General features: G+C 43.1%; 21 protein-coding genes and 1 pseudogene. 15 read left to right on the top strand and 7 right to left on the bottom strand.

Annotation, left to right across the window (positions count from 1 at the left end; all coding sequences use genetic code 11):
* Positions 1 to 361: 361 nt before the first annotated feature.
* Positions 362 to 1,129 (bottom strand): class II glutamine amidotransferase, encoded by a 768-nt coding sequence (locus tag B1A85_RS08310; RefSeq protein WP_104546446.1) that lies wholly within the window; start codon positions 1,127 to 1,129, stop codon positions 362 to 364.
* Positions 1,130 to 1,355: 226 nt separating this feature from the next.
* Here B1A85_RS08310 and crtI point away from each other — a divergent pair, with 226 nt between their 5' ends.
* The 4 genes and pseudogenes from crtI to B1A85_RS08290 all read left to right on the top strand — a co-directional run bounded on the left by crtI (position 1,356) and on the right by B1A85_RS08290 (position 4,844).
* Positions 1,356 to 2,999 carry a phytoene desaturase family protein gene (crtI, locus tag B1A85_RS08305; RefSeq protein ID WP_104546445.1) on the top strand — a complete coding sequence of 548 codons (1,644 nt, stop codon included), beginning with the start codon at positions 1,356 to 1,358 and terminating at the stop codon, positions 2,997 to 2,999.
* Positions 3,000 to 3,092: 93 nt separating this feature from the next.
* Positions 3,093 to 3,671, top strand: a pseudogene (locus B1A85_RS08300) (Uma2 family endonuclease).
* A 59-nt stretch (positions 3,672 to 3,730) separates the two neighbouring features.
* Entirely contained in the window at positions 3,731 to 4,519 is a 789-nt protein-coding gene (locus B1A85_RS08295; RefSeq protein ID WP_104546444.1) for a YdcF family protein, read from the top strand.
* A gap of 97 nt (positions 4,520 to 4,616) precedes the next feature.
* On the top strand, positions 4,617 to 4,844 hold the full coding sequence (locus B1A85_RS08290; protein WP_104546443.1) for a hypothetical protein: 228 nt from the start codon (positions 4,617 to 4,619) through the stop codon (positions 4,842 to 4,844).
* A gap of 39 nt (positions 4,845 to 4,883) precedes the next feature.
* Here the strand turns inward: B1A85_RS08290 and B1A85_RS08285 are convergent, their stop codons facing one another.
* Positions 4,884 to 5,108 carry a ferredoxin-thioredoxin reductase variable chain gene (locus B1A85_RS08285; RefSeq protein ID WP_104546442.1) on the bottom strand — a complete coding sequence of 75 codons (225 nt, stop codon included), beginning with the start codon at positions 5,106 to 5,108 and terminating at the stop codon, positions 4,884 to 4,886.
* Between the two features lie 487 nt (positions 5,109 to 5,595).
* On the opposite strand from B1A85_RS08285, the gene B1A85_RS08280 reads away from it, so the two are divergent.
* A complete protein-coding gene (locus B1A85_RS08280; RefSeq protein ID WP_104546441.1) occupies positions 5,596 to 6,021 on the top strand; it encodes an NfeD family protein in 426 nt (141 codons plus the stop codon).
* 170 nt (positions 6,022 to 6,191) lie between these two features.
* Complete coding sequence (locus tag B1A85_RS08275) at positions 6,192 to 7,175, top strand: SPFH domain-containing protein (protein ID WP_104546440.1); 984 nt, start codon at positions 6,192 to 6,194, stop codon at positions 7,173 to 7,175.
* A 105-nt stretch (positions 7,176 to 7,280) separates the two neighbouring features.
* Here B1A85_RS08275 and B1A85_RS08270 read toward each other — a convergent pair whose 3' ends face one another.
* Positions 7,281 to 7,688 carry a Fur family transcriptional regulator gene (locus tag B1A85_RS08270; protein ID WP_104546439.1) on the bottom strand — a complete coding sequence of 136 codons (408 nt, stop codon included), beginning with the start codon at positions 7,686 to 7,688 and terminating at the stop codon, positions 7,281 to 7,283.
* A gap of 224 nt (positions 7,689 to 7,912) precedes the next feature.
* On the opposite strand from B1A85_RS08270, the gene purS reads away from it, so the two are divergent.
* Positions 7,913 to 8,182 carry a phosphoribosylformylglycinamidine synthase subunit PurS gene (gene purS / locus B1A85_RS08265; protein WP_104546438.1) on the top strand — a complete coding sequence of 90 codons (270 nt, stop codon included), beginning with the start codon at positions 7,913 to 7,915 and terminating at the stop codon, positions 8,180 to 8,182.
* The gene (gene purQ, locus B1A85_RS08260; protein WP_104546437.1) at positions 8,179 to 8,856 is read left to right on the top strand and encodes a phosphoribosylformylglycinamidine synthase subunit PurQ; all 678 of its coding nucleotides are present in this window, start codon (positions 8,179 to 8,181) and stop codon (positions 8,854 to 8,856) included. The genes purS and purQ overlap by 4 nt, the downstream gene beginning before the upstream one ends.
* Positions 8,857 to 8,977: 121 nt before the next feature.
* Here purQ and B1A85_RS08255 read toward each other — a convergent pair whose 3' ends face one another.
* The gene (locus tag B1A85_RS08255) at positions 8,978 to 9,415 is read right to left on the bottom strand and encodes a VOC family protein (RefSeq protein ID WP_104546436.1); all 438 of its coding nucleotides are present in this window, start codon (positions 9,413 to 9,415) and stop codon (positions 8,978 to 8,980) included.
* Between the two features lie 27 nt (positions 9,416 to 9,442).
* Between B1A85_RS08255 and B1A85_RS08250 the strand changes: the two genes are divergently transcribed.
* Complete coding sequence (locus B1A85_RS08250) at positions 9,443 to 10,210, top strand: TIGR00297 family protein (RefSeq protein WP_104546435.1); 768 nt, start codon at positions 9,443 to 9,445, stop codon at positions 10,208 to 10,210.
* On the opposite strand, the gene B1A85_RS08245 is transcribed toward B1A85_RS08250, so the two are convergent.
* Entirely contained in the window at positions 10,201 to 11,910 is a 1,710-nt protein-coding gene (locus B1A85_RS08245) for an FAD-dependent oxidoreductase (protein WP_104546434.1), read from the bottom strand. The genes B1A85_RS08250 and B1A85_RS08245 overlap by 10 nt on opposite strands.
* Positions 11,911 to 11,972: 62 nt before the next feature.
* Between B1A85_RS08245 and B1A85_RS08240 the strand changes: the two genes are divergently transcribed.
* The 4 genes from B1A85_RS08240 (at position 11,973) to B1A85_RS08225 (ending at position 14,617) form a co-directional block, all read left to right on the top strand.
* Positions 11,973 to 12,389 (top strand): helix-turn-helix domain-containing protein, encoded by a 417-nt coding sequence (locus B1A85_RS08240; RefSeq protein ID WP_104546433.1) that lies wholly within the window; start codon positions 11,973 to 11,975, stop codon positions 12,387 to 12,389.
* Between the two features lie 65 nt (positions 12,390 to 12,454).
* Positions 12,455 to 12,940, top strand: coding sequence for a PIN domain-containing protein (locus B1A85_RS08235; protein WP_210404307.1), 486 nt, complete (start codon positions 12,455 to 12,457; stop codon positions 12,938 to 12,940).
* Positions 12,941 to 13,043: 103 nt separating this feature from the next.
* On the top strand, positions 13,044 to 14,090 hold the full coding sequence (locus B1A85_RS08230) for a zinc-dependent dehydrogenase (RefSeq protein WP_104546431.1): 1,047 nt from the start codon (positions 13,044 to 13,046) through the stop codon (positions 14,088 to 14,090).
* 152 nt (positions 14,091 to 14,242) lie between these two features.
* Complete coding sequence (locus B1A85_RS08225; protein ID WP_104546430.1) at positions 14,243 to 14,617, top strand: DUF2294 domain-containing protein; 375 nt, start codon at positions 14,243 to 14,245, stop codon at positions 14,615 to 14,617.
* A gap of 61 nt (positions 14,618 to 14,678) precedes the next feature.
* Here B1A85_RS08225 and B1A85_RS08220 read toward each other — a convergent pair whose 3' ends face one another.
* Positions 14,679 to 15,095 carry a response regulator gene (locus B1A85_RS08220; protein ID WP_104546429.1) on the bottom strand — a complete coding sequence of 139 codons (417 nt, stop codon included), beginning with the start codon at positions 15,093 to 15,095 and terminating at the stop codon, positions 14,679 to 14,681.
* Positions 15,096 to 15,504: 409 nt separating this feature from the next.
* Here B1A85_RS08220 and B1A85_RS08215 point away from each other — a divergent pair, with 409 nt between their 5' ends.
* Complete coding sequence (locus tag B1A85_RS08215) at positions 15,505 to 15,867, top strand: DUF2294 domain-containing protein (protein ID WP_104546428.1); 363 nt, start codon at positions 15,505 to 15,507, stop codon at positions 15,865 to 15,867.
* 6 nt (positions 15,868 to 15,873) lie between these two features.
* On the opposite strand, the gene B1A85_RS08210 is transcribed toward B1A85_RS08215, so the two are convergent.
* Positions 15,874 to 16,293: a response regulator gene (locus B1A85_RS08210; protein ID WP_104546427.1), complete on the bottom strand. Its 420-nt coding sequence runs from the start codon at positions 16,291 to 16,293 to the stop codon at positions 15,874 to 15,876.
* Positions 16,294 to 16,915: 622 nt separating this feature from the next.
* On the opposite strand from B1A85_RS08210, the gene B1A85_RS08205 reads away from it, so the two are divergent.
* Positions 16,916 to 18,280, top strand: a complete 1,365-nt coding sequence (locus tag B1A85_RS08205) for an NAD-dependent succinate-semialdehyde dehydrogenase (protein WP_104546426.1) — start codon at positions 16,916 to 16,918, stop codon at positions 18,278 to 18,280.
* The last annotated feature ends 32 nt before the right edge of the window (positions 18,281 to 18,312 follow it).

Here is an 18,312-nt window from a genome sequence, read left to right as displayed (position 1 = left end):
ATGACAATGATTTGGTAATGGGAAATAACTGGAAAATAACATTGTATCTTAGCAACAGCTACGTTGCTCCACAATCACTGCTACAAAATCTCTTACTTTCTGCCTTTAACTTTTTGCCTTTTTGCTTCGTACTTATTTTCAAATCCAACCAAAAACTACTTGACCTAATTAAGAATCTATTGCAATAATGAGCTAGACAAAGCGCTCATACCAAGATACCTCCACTTAAAAAAGACAAGGTGACTGGTGGCATTCTCCTGCAAGTAGATTGAATCTTAACTGGAGAGTGTCGCTTTTCTTATAGCTAGTTGCAAATTATTCTTAACTCCACTAATATATTCTGTTCTGAGGAAGAAGATTTTTAAAATTGGTAAGGTAAGCCATCCTGAAAAACCGTGAGTTCTCCAGGAGAAATTTGCGTCCAGACTTCGTTATCAGTGAGAGGAGTAGTTGCAATGACAGCAACGCGATCGCTTGGTGTTGTTAATTTCTGAAAATCGACAGTAATATCTTCATCGATTAAATGTGCTGCGGCAAAAGGTGCTTGCCGGACAATGTAGCATAGCTTTGTCGAGCAGTAGGTAAAAAAGTGTTCGCCATCAGAAAGTAAATAGTTAAAAATCCCTTTAGCTGCTATGGTTGCAGTAATTTCTTGCAGCACAGGATATAGTTTTTCTAACCGAGGTTTACCCGTAGGAAAGCTTTGTCGTAAAGTTTCAAGAATTAAGCAAAATGCGCGTTCGCTATCAGTTTGACCTACAGGCTGATAAAAGTTTGTGTGCGCGTGAAAATCTAAAAGATTGCCATTGTGCGCAAATACCCAATATCTTCCCCAAAGTTCGCGCTGAAAAGGATGACAGTTGACTAACGCAATTCCCCCTTGAGTTGCTTTACGAATATGCGCAATTACGTGCGTTGAGTGAATTGGATAGCGTCGTACTAAATCTGCAACAGGAGAAGCGATCGCCGGTTTAGCATCTAGAAAGATACGACACCCCAAACCCTCAAAAAAGGCAATACCCCAACCGTCTTGATGTTCGTCGGTTCTTCCTCCCCGCGCCGAAAAGCCCTCAAACGAAAAACAAATATCTGTTGGAACATTGCAGTTCATTCCCAGCAGTTGGCACATGAGAGCTTAGCGATTTGGATTCGGTATTGGGTAATCGGTAATGGGAAAGCTGTTAGCACTTAACAATGACCAATGACCAGTTACCAACTTTTAAAGTTCATTTTACTTCTACGTGATTACTCATATTGTACATTGGGCTACGGGTGTTGCGATCGCCGCGTCGCTTGTAGATAAAGGCATAATAAGGAAAGATTAAAGATTGTTAAATTCCTGAGAGGAGTTGAGTATGAGTCGCCAGCAGGCTATTGTAATCGGAGCCGGTATTGGTGGGTTAGCTATGGGAATTCGCCTGCAAAGCTTGGGATTCGACACCACCATTGTAGAAAAACTCGATAGTCCTGGTGGACGGGCGTACGTGCGCCACGTGGATGGATTTACTTTTGATATGGGACCTACCGTAATCACAGTTCCCCATTTTATCGAAGAATTATTTTCCCTCGAACGCGATCGCGCCGATCTCGCCACGCCAGACTTTCCAGAGGAAATTCTAGATGAAAGCAAACGCATTAAAACTGGCGTTTCTGGTGGCTCAAACACGAGTCGTTATGTCAAAATTGTACCGATTTTGCCGTTTTATCGCATCTATTTCGACGATGGTTCTTTCTTCGACTACGATGGCGATCCAGTGCATACCCGCGAACAGATTCAGCGCTTGGGCGAACCTGGCGATTTAGAGGGCTACGAACGATTTCACAAGGATGCGAAAGCAATTTTCGATCGCGGCTTTTTGGAACTAGGTTACACTCACTTTGGCACGGTTGGATCGATGCTCAAAGTTGCTCCGGATCTCATTCGTTTGGATGCGGTGCGCAATCTTTTTAGCTTCAGTAGCAAGTATTTTAAAAGCGACAAGCTGCGCCAAGTCTTTAGTTTTGAAACTTTACTAGTCGGTGGAAATCCTCTATCGGTTCCCGCAATCTACGCGATGATTCACTTTGTCGAGAAAACCTGGGGTATCCATTTTGCGATGGGTGGAACTGGCGCACTTGTTAAGGGCTTTGTGCGTAAGTTTGAAGAACTCGGTGGCAAAATTATTTATAATTCCGAAGTTAGCAAAATTAATGTCACGCGCCAAGGGCGCAAAAAAGTTGCGACAGGTATCACTTTAGCAGATGGTAGCGTATTAAATGCCGATCTAGTAGTATCTAACGGCGATTGGGCGAATACTTACGGCAAATTAATCGACTCGAAGTATCGACGATGGAATAGTGACACCCGTATCAAACTCACTCAGCAGTCGATGTCCTTGTTTGTCATTTATTTTGGATTCAAAGCCGATGGGCGCGAAGCAGAAAAACTGCGCCACCATACGATCATTCTTGGTCCACGCTATGAAGAACTTTTAAGAGATATCTTTGGACGAAAAATTTTAGCGGCAGATTTCTCACAATATTTACACGTTCCCACGTTAACCGATCCTTCCCTCGCGCCTCCTGGTCATCATGCGGCATATACGCTATTACCCGTACCGCATAATGGTTCTAAGTTAAATTGGCAACAATTGGGAGAACCCTTGGCGGATAAAGTTTTGAAGTTTATCGACGAACGCGGCTATTTACCAGGACTGACTGAGCGTATAGTTTACAAAAGCTTTATTACGCCAGATTACTTCGAGCATACACTCAATTCGTATGTTGGTAATGCTTTTGGTCCCGAACCTCGGTTATATCAGTCAGCGTTTTTCCGTCCGCACAATCGTAGCGAAGATATCACGAATCTCTACCTTGTCGGTGCAGGAACGCAACCAGGGGCGGGAACTCCCAGCGTCATGATGTCGGCGAAAATGACGGCACGATTAATCGCGCAAGATTTTAAAGTAGCAGAAGAAATCGTGAAGGGACAACCAGAACCAAAATTGACTTATCGATAGTTAGTAATTTTAAGAAGTGCGATCGCTATTTAATTACACTTAAGAAGAAGCGATCGCACTTTTTCCGGTATTAATCCTAAAATTTGGCGTGATATGAGCGTTACTCTACAACTTCCCCCCGTTCTCAAACTGACGGATGAGCAGTTTGAACAACTCGCCGCTGCTAACCGCGAGTTGCGACTAGAATTAACTACCAGGGGAGAACTAATTATTATGCCACCTACCGGAGGAGAAACAGGAAATAGAAACTTTGAAATTTATATTGATCTTGGTAATTGGAATCGCCAAAATCGCTTAGGAAAAGCTTTTGACTCCTCGACAGGTTTTCGCCTACCAAATGGTGCAACTCGTTCTCCTGATGTTTCTTGGGTAAGAATTGAGCGCTGGAATGCTTTAACTCAAGCGCAAAGAAAAAAGTTTTTACCCTTGTGTCCAGATTTTGTGATTGAACTGCTTTCAGAAACCGAGGAGTTGGCTGACACTCAAGCGAAAATGCGAGAGTACTTAGACAACGGTTTACAGTTAGGTTAGTTAATTAATCCTAGTACTAAACAAGTTGAAATTTATCGCGCTGGGCAAGAAGAAGTTGAAATTTTAGCAGCGCCGACAACATTATCTGGTGAAGGTGTTCTTCCTGGGTTTGTTTTGGATTTACAACCAGTTTTTACCTAGTTACTTACAGATTTAGCGTTTATTCTTGTTACTGAACCTGACGCAATCAGTGAACAAGGATGTTTTTGTATTTATCAAAGTTATTACCATTATTTTTCTATCCGCTAGGATTGGCGTGTATTTTAATCGTATTTGCGCTAGTGACGTTGTGGAAAAAACCGCGTCAAGCCTCCACTGCATTAACTATAGCCCTTGTCGTTTTGTTATTGGCGAGTAACGGCTGGGTTTCGCGCTCTTTAGTGCGATCGCTCGAATTTCAAAATATTCCGCAGGAATTACCTAATGCTGACGCCATCGTCGTTTTGGGCGGTGCTACTAAGCCTGCATTTCCGCCGCGCCCTTCTGTCGACTTATCTGAAGAAAGCGATCGCATGTTTTATGCGGCGCAGTTGTATCATCAAAAAAAAGCGCCTTTTGTGATTCTTAGCGGTGGGCGGATCGATTGGAGTGGTGCTGCTGGTTCATCGGAATCTGCTGATATGGCAATTGTGATGCAGCAGTTGGGCGTACCAGAATCGGCAATTATTCAAGAACCAGACTCGCTCAATACCTACGAAAATGCAGTTAATGTCAAAAAAATTCTGCAAGCGCGTCAGTTTAATCGAGTATTACTTGTTACTTCTGCAATGCATATGCCGCGATCGCTTGCTATCTTTAACAAACTTAAAATTGCAGCTATTCCAGCGCCTACCGATTTTTTGTCAAGTGGCGATATGCAATATGCTGGTAATTCAACTGAAGCTAAACTGTTAAATTTACTACCAGAAGCCGAGCGATTGCATCAGTCTACTCGGGCTTTGAAAGAATATGTTGGTTTACTTATCTATCGTTTACGCGGTTGGTTGTAAGGCGATAGGCAACAGTGCTACTAAATTATGCATTTAGACACAAATTTCTCTATGTCGCGATCGCTATAATTGCAGCAAGACGACTTTTGCTCAACTCATGGCTAACCAGTTTCACTACATTATCCCACTGCCGCCACCAGAAACACAAGAAATCTTTGCGACTTACCAAGCGACACGTCAATTTTATCAGGAAGTGCAAATACGCACAGAGTTGCAACAACACTGTGATTGGTATTTTACCACAGCCGAATGCCATAAACAAGAATTAGAGCAAATGCGGCGCGAACTCAATATTTTTAGTTGGTTTCGTCGGGCAAGGAGCTAGATAACGAATCATCGCCATCGTCCTTAGCCACGAGCCGAACTAGGATAGAACCTCAATTTCAGTTTCGCGTAGATGCGCTTTAAACTTTTTAGTAAACTGGACTTGAATTGGCAAATTAGCACTGATTGGTTTGCCTTGCCATTCGTTAGCAAAGCCTACAATCTCGCCTTCTAAGCCTTTGAGATCGAAAGGTTCACCGCGATGTTCGGGATGATGGTAAACGATGACTGATTCTTTAACGCGGACGCGATCGCCAACTTTCATAGACGTATAATTAGAGTGTTCTCCTCTCAAGAAGCAATGCAAAATTATTCAAGACAATTGCTTATTCCAGACAACCTCTTTATCTTTGCATAAGATTGTCCCTTGTTATACACTTTAAGCCATAAATGAGAAGTCAGAGTCAGAAATTGCAAGTCAAGGAAGCTTGAGAGCGTGTTGAGTATTAAGTTTGAGACATTTTTGAGAAATGCCTCTTTGAGTTTGTTGCGCTTTCCAAAACGCAAAACTAACTACTTGCTACCTCACTCCTAGCTTTGATATTTATACCGCCGCAGACAGCTTAAAAAACCTTTAAATTCAATTAAACTCACTCCTGATTGCGCAAAGCATAGGTTAGATTGGTATTAATGATACAGTTCGAAGTCGCGAGCGGTTCTAGTGCACGAAACCATTGTGGTTTAAAGAGAAGCAGATTGAGTAAGTGCTTAAATCAGTAGATTAGTATGTAGGTAGCTATTTAAACACCACGATGCCGATAAACGTCACGCTGTTATGGTTAATAGCAGGGGCAGTTCTCTGCTTAATGGAACTAGTGCTACCAACGGCGTTTGTCGCTTTTATGATGGGGCTGAGTGCCTTTGTTGTGGCAATAGTGTCATTAGTAATTCCTCAATTGAGCTTACAAGCTTTTTTGTGGTTGGGGCTGTCAGCAGCTTTGATTTTACTCTCGCGCCGTTTATTGATACCCAAACGGAAAAAACTGCAAGATGCATATATTGCTGAAACATTAACTGAAATTCCCGCGGGTAGAGATGGAAGAGTGATTTATGAGGGAAATTCTTGGCGGGCGCGGTGTGAGGATCGACATTTAGCGATCGCGCCTTCCCAAAAAGTTTATGTTGTCCGCCGTGAAGGTACGACTTTGATTGTTGTTCCAGAAGAACTGTTGCACTAGCTCGCAAACGCAAAGTTTATCGTTTTTGCTGTGTTACAACAGAGTCTAAACAAACCTATTGTATTTTTGCACCGAAGTTCTGCGCGGTTTATGAGGATGCGATCGCAAGTTTGCATAGCGTCTTCTAACTTCCTTCTGATTTAGTAACTTGATCGTCAACAGAAAAGAACATGAATGAATTATTTTTGCTTGTCGCCTTAGCGTTGGGTGGTTCTGCTTTAGCAGGTTCGGTGAAAGTTATCAATCAAGGTAACGAAGCGTTGGTAGAAAGACTCGGTAGTTACAATAAAAAACTCGAACCAGGGTTGAACTTTGTTCTTCCCTTTGTCGATAAAGTTGTTTTTCGCGAAACAATTCGTGAAAAAGTTCTTGACATTCCGCCACAAAAGTGCATCACGCGCGACAACGTCTCAATTGAAGTCGATGCGGTTGTGTACTGGCGCATTGTTGATATGGAGAAAGCTTGGTACAAAGTAGAAAATCTGCAATCAGCAATGGTGAATTTGGTATTAACGCAAATTCGCTCGGAAATGGGCAGATTAGAGCTAGATGAAACGTTTACAGCCCGCGCCCAAATCAATGAAATACTACTACGCGATTTAGACATTGCCACAGATCCGTGGGGAGTTAAAGTCACGCGGGTAGAACTACGCGATATTATTCCTTCGCTTGCGGTGCAAGAATCGATGGAATTGCAAATGTCTGCTGAACGACGCAAACGCGCGGCGATTTTGACATCCGAAGGCGATCGCGAATCGGCGGTAAATAGTGCTAGAGGTAGAGCCGAAGCCCAAATCTTGGAAGCCGAGGCACAACAAAAAGCAACAATCCTGCAAGCCGAGGCGCACCAAAAAACAATTGTGCTACAAGCCCAAGCCGAACGCCAGCAGCAAGTTCTCAAAGCCCAAGCCACCGCTGAAGCATTACAAATCATTACAAAAACGCTACAAACGAGTCCGGAAGCGCGAGAAGCACTGCAATTTTTAATCGCGCAGAATTATCTCGACATGGGAACAAAAATCGGTAGTAGCGATAGCAGTAAAGTCATGTTTATGGATCCGCGCAGTATCCCTGCCACAATAGAAGGAATGCGTTCGATTGTGTCAGATGGTGTGCATAACTTACCGCAGGTGAATGGCGATCGCGCTAACTAGGGGTGAGTGCAAGAGTGGTTAGTGGTTAGTAGCTAGTGATGAGTTGAGTTTTGAGTTATTTAAATTCTTCCTCTGCTTCCTCTGCTCCCCTGCTTCCTCTGCTTCCTACTCCGCACCAACACCCGCAGCTTGGGCTATCTGACACTGATTGCATAGTCCAAAAAATTCCAAAGTGTGGTAGAAAATTTTAAACTGATGAGCTTGATGCAATTGAGTTTCTAGCTCGTGTACAGGGCATTGATTGATAGCAATCGATCTGCCACACTGCAAACAAGTTAAATGGTGCTTATCTTGCTGCACAGAACTATAAAGCGATTCGCCAGAAGCTAATGTCCGCACTTGCACTGCGCCTTCAAGTTTTAAGGCTTCTAAGGCGCGATATACAGTCGCAAGCCCCACGCTTTGGTTGCGATTGCGTAATTCTACATAAATATCTTGAGCAGAAATTGCTTTATTGAGGCTTTTGAGCAATTTTAAAATTCGCTCCTGACTGCGAGTGCGTTCGGCTTTCATAGACACTTATACACTTACGGTATTTTCTTATCTAAAAATCAAACTTGGAGATTTTCATAAGCTAGCTCAAACCGATACGCGAGTCATAACTATACTTTACTATGAAGTATAGACGCAGTTAGCAACTCGGCAATTCAGTTATCAATAGCTGAGTTTTTACATCAGAAATAGAACGAAGACGGTAGGATCATCTTTTGTGGCATTGGTTCAAGAAAAACTAAGCGATGCGAAAATATCAAGCTTATATCTATGTTACTCTGCGACCCTCGGTTCTCGATCCTGCTGGCACAGCTGTTGTGTCTGGTTTACAGCATATGGGTTACGATACGGTTGAGCAGGTGCGAATTGGTAAGTATATTGAACTTCGTTTAAGTGCCCAGGATGAGGATAGCGCACGGCGGCAGTTAAATACGATTTGCGATCAGCTACTAGCTAACCCTGTGATTGAAAACTATCGCTTTGATTTAGTTGAACGAGAGGAAGTATCAGTGTGAAATTTGGAATTGTCGTGTTTCCAGGGTCGAATTGCGATCGCGATGTTGCGTATGTCACGCGCGACGTGTTGCAGCAGCCAACGCGGATGGTATGGCACGAAGAAACGGATATTAGCGATCTTGATGTCGTCATTATTCCTGGCGGCTTTAGCTATGGCGATTATCTCCGCTGTGGTGCGATCGCCCGTTTTTCGCCGGTGATGCAACAAGTTGTTAAGCACGCGGAGCAAGGTAAGTTTGTTTTGGGAATTTGCAATGGTTTTCAAGTTTTGACGGAAGCGGGATTATTACCAGGTGCGTTAATCCGCAACCGCGATTTGCACTTTATTTGCGATCGCGTTCCGCTCCGAGTCGAACGCACTGATTTACCATGGACGCAAAACTATACTCAAGGAGAGATTATTACTCTACCAATCGCGCACGGCGAGGGGCAATTCTATGCTAATGAAGACACTATAAAACAACTCGAAGACAACAATCAAGTCATCTTTCGCTATCACGGTGAAAATCCGAATGGCTCAATCAACAACATTGCAGGTATTTGCAACGCTAAGGGTAACGTCATCGGCATGATGCCGCACCCCGAACGCGCCGCCGATCCTGTGCTGGGTAACACTGATGGTTTAGGGCTATTTAAGGGGATAAGAATGAGTGAAAGAGTGGCTATTAGTTAGTGGTGAGTGATGAGTTATATAAAACACTATTCTTCCTCTGCCCCTCTGCGTCCTCTGCCCCTCTGCCCCTCTGCGTCCTCTGCACCTCTGCGTCCTCTGCTTCCTCTACACCTGAAGCTTCTTAAGACGCAGGAGTATCGCCAATCGAACCATAATCTGAACTGCCAAAAACGGCTTCAGAATAGCGGTAATACTTATATTCCATCAAGTTGTAGAACGGGTCTTCTAAAAAGAAGGTGCGATGTTCTAAAGGCGAGTTGGGAAAACGATGTTTAGCTTCTTCGCGAAAGACTAGTTTTTTGGCGCGTGCTCTTTCTAACAAATCTTTCCAGTCAGTTTCTGAGGTGAAGATAATGCCGAAATGCCTTGGATAAATGCCTTTTTGGGGAGACACAGGCTCTTTCGTTAAGTGGGCAACTAACTGATGACCGTATAAATTGAGGATTAAGGCGTGCTTATTTTCACGACCAGGAATACATCCTAAACCATCAACATAGTATGCTTTTGCTTGCGCAATATCGGTGACGGGAAAGGCAAGATGAAATAAAGTTTGATTCATGGCGCGTGTATCAGAGAGTCAAAGTAGATGCTATATACTTATTCGCTTAATCCCTGGCTCGTTGCAGTGGGTTTAAACACACTTTTGCTAGCAATTGCTTGGATTGTACCGAAAAAACTGTTAACGCCTGCGGGGTTATTCCATGCGTGGGTACTCGGTGTTCTCATCTGGGGAACTTTGGGTTGGCAAGGCTACGTTGTAGTGATGTTTTATTTTCTTGTCGGTTCAGCAGCGACGCGCCTCGGTATGGCACAAAAAGAAGCCGCAGGAATTGCCGAAAAGCGATCCGGCGCGCGAGGACCTGAAAATGTTTGGGGTTCCGCTTTAACTGGTACGTTGTGTACCTTAGGAACTCTGGTTGTTTCTGCATTAGGAGGAGATCGCTTTATTGCATCGCTACTGTTACTCGGCTACGTTGCGAGTTTTAGCACTAAACTTTCTGATACTTGTGCAAGTGAAGTCGGGAAAGCATACGGTAAAAGAACATTTTTAATTACGAATCTTCAACCTGTCCCGCGCGGTACAGAAGGCGCAGTATCTTTAGAAGGAACGTTAGCAGGCGTAGTTGCTTCGGGGGCGATCGCGTTTGTTGGTTGGGGTGTGGGTTTAATTGATTTACTCGGAGTTGTTTTTTGTATTGCGGCGGCGTTTGTCGCGACGAACTTGGAAAGCGTAATTGGGGCGACACTACAAAACAAGTTTGACTGGCTAACGAATGAATTAGTCAATGTTTTGAATACGTTGATTGGTGCGATCGCAGCTATTCTACTAGCACTGCTATGGCATCAAGTATGAATACTTTGGACTAGCAGCCATTTACCAGCATAATTTATTCTTCCAGACACCTCGATTGGTGAATTATTCGGGTAAGTTTCTAGCTGATGGTTGACGTGCGATCGCAATGTTACTAATATCCAACTACCGCAAAATTCCGTAGGTGAGTCAATTCTTATAGTATAATTTTGCGTATCATGTTTGTAAAAAGTTCCCGAAAATTTGGTTGTATTATCTGATGGAATATCTTGATATACAGCACATGGGCAATTGCCATCAACTGGGTATTTTTCTGGATTATCTAAGTAATATTTTTGCCAATACAACCAATCAGGATGTTGTGGCGGAAGATTAAACAAAGGAGCGATCGCCGCTTTTTGTGCAAGTAATGCTTCTTGTAAAGTTCTCACCGCTAATTCGCGGGGTTGACACCCCTGTTCCACACACAAAGCAGCAGCCGTACCCGCCGCTTGTCCAATTCCCATAACAACGGGTTGCAAGCGAGTTGCGCCATTGGCAATATGCGATACAGAGATATTCTTCTCACATACTAATAATCCATCAATAGTTGCGGGAATCAAACAACCGTAAGGAATTGTAAACGGCGTTCCTGTCCAACGCCCGCCCCAACGTATTGATTTGGGGGTGAGGGGAAACTCAAAACCAGGATAATGATGATCGTTTGGGTAGTTACCAAAGGCGATCGCATCAGGTTTAAAAGCAGCAACTTGTCCTGTTGGTATTGGTAAGATATCCTGTTCGCGTACGGTATCTAACCCGATGACACGACGACTTTCTCGGTAGTAAGGATGCATCGCCAAACCTGTATCAAAAACATCCGCCAAACCATAACGACAACCGATTTGCGATTGAATAAAGTAAGCGAAATTTTGACTGTGCCAAAAACACTCTTGCAGAAACTCGTTTTGTGCGGTTTTTGATGCAATTAAACGTTCTACTCCTACACCGTAATCATTACCATGGATCGGCCAGTTAATCATAAATCGATTTTCTGGTAAGCGCCCGTAGTTTAAAAATTGCTCTACACCGTAGTTTTCCCACGCACGACTAAACTTTGATGCATCGTAATTGGGTGCGGGTGCAATTTCTGGTGCAATGTCTGTACTATAATCTTGCATGATGACAACCCAAGTCGGTGCTTGAACTGGGTATTGTGCGGTTAAAGCGTTAGGTTTTACTGGCGCACTTGGTTCGTTCCACTCTGACTGCAATTCCCAACCCCAGCGATAAGGAACATCAGCTAAGGCAAGGATATCTCCCAATTCGGTAGCATCAAGAGTGATTTTTGCTGTCACCGCGAACTCGCGAAAGCGAACGCCAGTAATACAACCGCCTTGGTAATAAACTTCTAAAGGCACTTCGCCACGAATCCAATGCAAATTGGGTAATGCTTGCACCCACTCGGCAAAAATCTGCGCTCCTACGCGCGGATCGTAGCTGAAAAAACTGACCCAACTACGATCTAATCCTCCATGTCGTTGCTGTAATTCCTTTAAGAACGCGCCCCAAAGCCCTGTTTGAAACGCTTCTAACTCATTACCGTCCGGCGCAGATACCCCAGCTGATGTAAGCATTCCGCCTAACCAAGGAAATTCACTGACTAAGATTGTTTTTGCACCGCGTCGCGCTGATGCGATCGCCGCAGCGGTTCCACCCGTACCACCCCCCACCACCAACACATCGGCTGTTAATATTTGCATGCTTATTTCGGATATTGCGTTTATGTATTACGATAGGCGAACAGGATTTCACACAAATTATTATGTTAAGCCACAACGTTCCAACAGATGTAGTTGTACATTCTCAGCAGCTAAATCATACACCTACCGCAAAGCTTGTCAGTCCTAAAGGAGAAGAAATTCTTATTTCTGAATCGACTTATCAAGTTTTACGTCAAGTCATCGAAGCGATGAAAGCAGGTCAATCGATTACGATAGTTTCTCAAGAGCAAGAATTGACAACGCAACAAGCCGCAGATCTGCTCAATGTTTCACGCCCATATCTCATCAAGCTACTAGAACAAGGAGAAATTCCGCATATCAAAGTCGGAACGCACCGACGGGTACGTTTTCAAGATTTAATGCAATATAAAGAACAGCGAGACAGTAAGCGAAGTGAACTCTTGCAGCAGCTAATCGAGATTAGCGAAGAGGCTGGCTTGTACGAGGACAACGAGTAAAAACCTGATTATAAACCTTATGCTCAGTGTTGTTCTAACTTTGTTGTCTGTAGCTGAAGCAGGTTTTGTATAAACCCTATTGGTCACAAAATATTCTAGATGAAGCAATAAGTAATCTTGTTGCCAGAAAAATATCAGCTGAAAAAGCTAAAAACCTTGAGCAGGTGATGAAAGCAGCATTTCCAGAAGCAATGGTTGAAGTACCAGCGGAACTCGAAGAGGCTATGAGGAATCATCCCAAAGATCGCCATGTTCTTGCTGCTGCGGTTATGGCGAATGCACAAGTTATCGTAACCCATAATCTTGCAGATTTTCAGACCGATGCCTTAGCTCCTTGGAATATCACAGCACAGTCGCCTGATAATTTTCTTTGTGAACTGTTTGATGCATACCCAGACTACCCAGCTAAAATAGTTCAAATATTACAACAACAATCTCAGAAATATAAAAAACGTTCCTTAAGCGTTGCTGAGCTACTAGAGCTTCTGAGTCAACAGCGTGGTGCAAATTTACCTAACTTTGTTAACAAAATTCACCGTTACACAGCTTGAGTGATACTACTTGTAGGTAGCACTAAGAATGAAAAAATTTGCCACTTTTGGGCGAAAGAAGATTCTTGGTATTAACTCTAAAATCATCGAGTGGTGAAGCGGCATGAAAGCACAAGTGTATCGCGGTGTCAAGCAGCTAAGTTACGAAGATTTGCCAATACCGACTCTCGAAGCTGATGAAGTGTTGGTAAGAGTGCGCGTTGTCGGCTTGTGTCAATCGGATATTAAGAAAATTCTTTACCCCTTATACGAACCGCCGCGCATTTTTGGACATGAAACAGCGGGAGTCATTGCAGCGGTTGGCGAAGATGTCAGAAACTGGCAAGTGGGAACTCGCGTCGTTGTCATGCACCACATTCCTTGTATGCGCTGTGGATACTGTCTTAACGACAATTTTTCAATGTGTGATATGTATAAAAACATTTGCACAACGGCTGGGTTTGTACCGAGTGGCGGGGGTTTTGCTGAATACGTTAAGGTTCCTGGTCATATCGTACGTAATGGTGGGTTAATTCCGATACCAGATGATGTGAGTTTTGAAGTCGCAAGTTTTGTCGAACCGACGAATTGCTGTCTCAAAGCAGTAAAAAAAGCCCAAATCGCGCCAGGACAAACTGTATTAATAACAGGTGCAGGACCAATTGGGTTAATGTTTATTATGTTGGTGAAGTATTTTGGCGCGCGGGCGATCGCCACTGATTTACTTCCTTCTCGAATTACCAAAGCATTGAGTGTTGGCGCCGAAGCGGCGTTTGATGCGCGCGATGCAGATTTAGTCGCAAAAATCCACGCGATGACAGACGGGATGGGTGTTGATACAACACTTCTGGCTGTACCGAGTGAAAAAGCCTTTTTTCAAGCTTTGGACTGTACGCGTAAAGGTGGGAAAATCTTGTTTTTTGCAGAATTTCCTGAGGAAGTTGAAATTCCCTTAAATCCTAATGTTCTTTATCGTCGGGAAATTGACTTGATCGGTAGTTACAGTTCCTCGTTTCGGATGCAAAACTTGGCTGCGGATATTGTCTTCAACTCGCGGATTGATGTTGCTGCGTTGATTAGCGATCGCTTTCCATTACAAGAATTGTCGGCGGCGGTAGAACGCGCGATCGCTCCTACTCAAGAAACTTACAAAATCTTGATTTATCCATAAACCAGTAATTTACGACCACATCAATTTTTTACCCAAAGTTCTTCCATTAGGAGTATATTTGAATTTGTGTAATCTTTGTATCAGATGATATCAACCCACTAAGGGTAGAAAACAGTTTCATCTGATCGACGCTTTCTTCATCTGAATCAACTATGGATTCTTCTACTCCTACGCGTGGGCAAATTGAACGTGCATTGTCACAGCGAATTCAAGCATTGTATCGCAATCAGCTGGAGCATCAACCAAGCCGCATATCTTGCCAAATTTTTGATGAAAAAGTCGCAATTATTTTAGAAGATTCTATCACCCAACCTGAGCAACTTCTCGTCAATACTGGTCAAGAAGAATTAGCCCAAGAAGTTCGTTCCGAGATTGATGAAGCGCTAAAGCCGCAAATTCAATCAATCATTGAAGAGATCGTGGGAGTAGGTGTTGTCGATTTATTAAGCAATGCAAAACTTGACACGGGTCGCACTGCGACTGTAGCGATTTTAGCAGAAACACCAAAACTCCGTAATATGTCCTAAATCCTGTTGTGCTTTATTACCAGTTACCCATTACTTATTACTTTATAAAACAAAATATCTATTAACTAAGACAGCGGCGAATCGTTGCTTCTAGTTCTTCAATAATATAGGGTTTTTTGATGTATTCCTGACATCCTGCACGTAAAAAGCGTTGCTGATCTTCTTCTCTTGCCATTGCAGTCACCGCAACAATGGGAATTTCCATCGTTTCTGGATTTTGTTTTAAGCGCAATACTACCTCAATTCCATCCAAATCGGGCAGCATCATATCTAATAAAATCAAGTTTGGTTGGTAATTTTGTGCCATGAGCACTGCTGATTGACCATCAGTTGCTGTAATGTGAGAACAATCAATCAACATTAGCAACTGCGCCAATAGCTGCAAATTATCTTCATTATCGTCTACAGCCAAGACTAATGGTTGTCTAAGCTGATCTTGCTGAGGACTATGAGAAGAACTTTGCAAATTCATATCCATACTTAACTTAGGAAAAGCCGCAAAAGCGCATGACTAATTTCTGTAACCGCTGCGGCGAGGCATTCCCCAAGTGGTGCGCAAACAGCACTTGCAATGGACTGGCTCGCAGTTGATCCGCCAAGCTGGCAATTGTCTATTGTTGGCGGAGAACATAGCAACCTAGTACAAGGACTATATTTTCTTTGTTGATTTTACTATATTGTTATAAATAAATACATCTTTAGATAGAAAAATTTACTCCTCTAGCTAGATTGACATTGCGTCAAAAACTACCTTACATGATAATATCTGAAATTTCTATCGCTCGACGTAAATTATCTGTCTTGAGGCTGTTTGAGTCGGCGAACAGAATTTGATATTTTGTTGAAGCATTATTTCTATTAATATATCTTTCTTTATTGATAAGTTTATGGAGGAAAAAAAACCAGTCGATTGCCTTCAGATGGAAGCAACTTTAGCGCAACAGATTCAGGCTTTGTATTTCAAACAGCTAGGACATTTACCCGAAAAAGTTGTCTGTAATTTGTCAAACCAAAGTTTAACCGTTGTTGTTGAACATCCAACGACTCCACCAGAACGACTTCTGATCGAAAGTCAGAAAAATGATTTAGCCCGAGAATTTGGTCGGAATTTATATAGAGCTATAGAACCACAACTCAAAAACTTGATCGAAGAAGTTCTAAAAGTCCCTGTAGTCGATCTTTTGGGTAGTTCTAATAGTGACTCCGAGCGAATGAGTATAGTTGCCGTTTTAGCAGATAAGCCGGTTTAACTGCAACTAAGCTGTAACGGCAGTGGGATATAAATAGCGGAAAATTAAGTCTTCCAAGTCATCTAACATGTAAGGCTTAGTGATGTAACCGTCACAACCAGCCGCCATAATACGATCGCAGTCTTCTTCTTTTGCTAACGCTGTGACGGCAATGACAGGAATACATTGAGTTTGCGGATTTTTTCTTAAACGATGTAAAACTTCCACGCCATTCAAATCGGGCAGTAAGATATCCAATAAAATTAAATTCGGTTGATGCACCTGCGCTAACGATAAAGCTGTTTTACCATCCGTGGCAGTAATGCATGATAAGTTACTCCCTTTCACCACCTCACTAACTAAACATAAGCTATCTTCATCATCGTCAACTGCGAGAACCAGTGGCTGATTAACTGCCTGTTTGTTGCTTACTAAGAGTACTTCCAACTTTATTACTCCCTAAACGGAAGGTCTTCAATCTGTGAGGCAGTCCCCACGAAACTTACGATTGAGGCACTCCCTAAGCGGCGAAGGACGGCGCTTACAGTGGACTGGCTCGTAGATAACTAACCCACTCATTTACAGTCTGTGCATGGGGTCGAGGGAAAAGCGGGACAAGCTAACACGATTTGAGTTTGTTTTATCTTCTTTAGTTCAGTTTAAACTGAATTGATCTCTAAAATGAGAATTCCTTAAACTTACGCAACATGCTTGACGGTTGCACTCAAGTCTTTACATACAAACGGATACAGATATTTTTTACCTACATAATTTTCTACCTTTACAACTCGTTACTCTCTTTAATAATTTTTTAATATCTTACCTGCTGCTAAGTCTTTTTGCAACTGCAAAAGCCTCTGTTTGAAATATTTTATATGTAAGCTGCGATCGCCACTTGATAATGGTTACGCTCGATACAGTTAAGTAATTTTACTCATCAATAATCAACGATCCTTTACACAATCTTTTGAGAATTTAGAGTGAAAAAAGCGATAATTTAAATAAGAAGAAATGATTGTGGGAGTAAGATAAAAAATTTTTGTAATGAATTTATCACAGAGGTCAGGTAATGGGTATCGCTACAATTAATCCCGCAACAGGGGAAACGCTGAAAACGTTTCAGCCGCTGACCGATGGCGAAATTGCAGCTAGACTGGAACAAGCACAAACAGCCTTTGAGAAGTATCGTTGGTTGCCAATTGCCGAGCGATCGCAGTTTATGCAAGCAGCGGCAGAGATATTAGAGCAACAAAAAGCAGAATATGCGAAGCTAATGACCCTAGAAATGGGGAAACCGTTACAAAGTGCGATCGCCGAAGTTGAAAAATGCGCGTTAGTATGCCGTTATTATGCAGAACGCGCCGCTGAGTTTTTAGCAGATGTCGCCGTCAAAACAGAAGCCAGTCAAAGTTTCATCCGCTATCAACCGTTAGGAATCATTCTAGCAGTTATGCCGTGGAATTTTCCATTCTGGCAAGTTTTTCGGTTCGCAGCACCGGCATTGATGGCAGGAAACGTAGGCATACTCAAACACGCGTCGAACGTACCGCAGTGCGCGCTAGCAATTGAAGATATTATCCAACGCGCAGGTTTTCCTAAGGGAGTTTTTCAAACGTTGTTAGTCGGCGCGGACAAAGTACCTGCCTTAATTGAAGATGAACGCGTTAAAGCCGCAACGTTAACCGGAAGCGAACCCGCAGGCGCAAGTTTAGCCGCCCATGCTGGCAAACAAATTAAAAAAACGGTACTCGAATTAGGCGGTAGCGATCCGTTTATTGTGTTAGCAAGTGCTGACATTGAAACAGCAGCGGCAACCGCTACGACTGCAAGAATGCTCAATAGCGGTCAATCGTGTATTGCTGCTAAACGGTTTATTGTCGAAGAGGCGATCGCCGATAAATTTGAGAAATTATTGGTAGAACACTTTCAGGCACTCAAAGTCGGCGATCCGATGCATCCTGATACTAATATTGGACCATTGGCAACGCCAGGAATTTTGCGAGATTTAGACCAACAAGTGCAAAATTGCATTGCAAGTGGCGCAAAAGTCCTTGTAGGCGGAAAACCGTTAGCGCAACCAGGAAACTACTATCCCCCAACGATTTTAAGCGAGATTCCTGCGGGGTCTGCGGCGTACAACGAAGAATTTTTTGGTCCAGTCGCACTTTTATTTCGCGTTCCCGATATCGACGCAGCGATTCAACTTGCCAATAGTACGCCATTTGGGTTGGGTGCTAGCGCCTGGACGAACGACGAACAGCAACGCGATCGCTTAATTTCCGAATTAGAAGCAGGTGCGGTGTTTATCAACGGTTTGGTAAAATCCGATCCGCGTATGCCCTTTGGTGGAATCAAACGTTCCGGCTATGGTAGAGAATTAGGCATTCAAGGCATCCATGAGTTTGTCAATGTTAAAACAGTGTGGGTAACGTAGGGGCGACAAGTGAGGGATGAACCCTGACTCCA

Source organism: Chroococcidiopsis sp. TS-821 (genome assembly GCF_002939305.1).
In the GTDB taxonomy this organism is placed as follows: domain Bacteria; phylum Cyanobacteriota; class Cyanobacteriia; order Cyanobacteriales; family Chroococcidiopsidaceae; genus Chroogloeocystis.
This window is presented reverse-complemented; position numbering and strand designations above follow the sequence as displayed.